Genomic DNA, 1,766 nt, shown 5'->3' with positions numbered 1-1,766 from the left:
AAGGGTATCGTAATTCAAGTTCATTGAATCTGGTCATGTAACTTTTGAATATTTCTTTGACTTTTTCTGTATCGGGTATGCATGGAAGTTTCCCGATATTCAAAATGATATTTAAGATTGTTAAAGCATCATTTTCGGTTAATACTAAAACATTAAATACGCTTGTTACTTTTCTTAATTGGGCAAGGTATTCTCTAGGATCCGATAATATATCAACTTCAGTGAAAAATCCATCTGGTTTATATCCTATAATTCTTTTGTCTGCTTTCCCTTCATCCAGGAAGCAATTCTGATCGACATAATTATTTACGATAAGATCAACATTCCGGATCTCGTCCATTATATTGACATCTTGTTTGATCTTTAAATCAGCCTTTATATGGGGAACATAAAGTTTGTCAATCAAAGGTGCTTTAACTTTATTCGTAATCTTTCTGCGGTTCGACTTTTCAAATCCTAGGTATTTACTGTTTAATCCGAAGTCTTTTTGTACTGCCTCAATTACATCTTCAAATGCTTTTCCTTTATCACAAATAATATGCAATTTTTCAGAGTTTGCTTTTAATGCATCATCCTCATCATCAAACTCCCGTTTGTCTTTATTCAATCTTATCCCACGACCGATAATCTGCTTAATGGAGGTTCTTAATTCAGTTTCAACATCATTGATTACTGCAATGGTGTAAATGTTAGGTAAGTCAATACCCTCATCTAATTTTTGCATGTAAACAACAATTTCAATTTCGTTGGTTCTGATGTTGTTCCATTTCTTTGCAGTTTCTGCATCCGATTTTCCATGGTAGAATATCACATTTTTTGAAATGCGTTCTATTTCCTTTTGAATTTTTGAAACATCACTACCATAATCATTCTTAAATAAATCTTGTATTAAGGTTGTGATCTCAAGGTCCTGTTGTTTAACTTTATCAATAATAGTTTTGATATTGCCCAAATCATTGGCTAAATCATTTTTAATATAATTGAATACTTTCTCAGAGAAAGTGGTTTCGTCTTTTACTTTAACAAATGCAAGCGGTTTCAACCCCTTGCATTTAGGGTCTTTTAAAACTGATTGTTTTTTAACCATGTGAATCAACATCATGGTAATAAGTTTCAGCTTTTCACTATTATGCAATTCTTTACCACGCTCTTTTTCTAAACTGGCTAAAGCAACGGCACGAATTATTTTTCCATAACAATCTTCCAAAAATTGTTTGATATTATATTTATAAATAATATTCTGATTCTTTCGGTCTGCTTTTGTAGCATCCTCTACAGCCGTTGCCGTGAATTCCAATACAGCCTTCGGATCAAAACTCTTAATAATATCAGCGGAAGCCTTATTTTGAGCGTGATGCGCTTCATCTGTAATTATTACTAACTTTTTACTTCTTAAGAATTTTTTAATACTAATTCGGTTGCCTTCTTCATCAGTCCACATGGCGTTTTCCATTACCTGGTCAGTTTTATATTTTACTGATTTCCCGGTTTTATCTTTCTTCTCCTTATCGGTTTCTTTGAATTTGCTTATATTGAAAATGAAAATGTTTGCGTTATTGCTTTTATCGTAAAATAAATTTTGTTGTCCGTAGTTATCTCCAGTGCATAGATTAAAAGTAAATGGAGTGTTTTTATGCCAAACAGTTTCACTTGTTCCTTTTGTAAAATTCCGTATTGTCTTTTGGTAAATATCAGTATTTGAAGGTGTAATAATTAAAAAGTTCTTGATATCATATTTCTTATTCAATAAATAAATACAAGCACCC

1 protein-coding gene is annotated in these 1,766 nt (G+C 31.8%); it reads right to left on the bottom strand.

Translation table 11 applies throughout. The features are described 5' to 3' along the window. Window positions 1–1,766, bottom strand: a 1,766-nt coding sequence (locus ACOYLP_RS11855) for a DEAD/DEAH box helicase family protein (RefSeq protein ID WP_422856377.1), incomplete at both ends; no start/stop codon positions are given.

Origin of the sequence: Flavobacterium sp. (genome assembly GCF_049318325.1) — a bacterium.
Taxonomy (GTDB): domain Bacteria; phylum Bacteroidota; class Bacteroidia; order Flavobacteriales; family Flavobacteriaceae; genus Flavobacterium.
The sequence above is the reverse complement of the archived record's forward strand: the minus strand, read 5'-3'. Positions and strand labels throughout refer to the sequence as shown.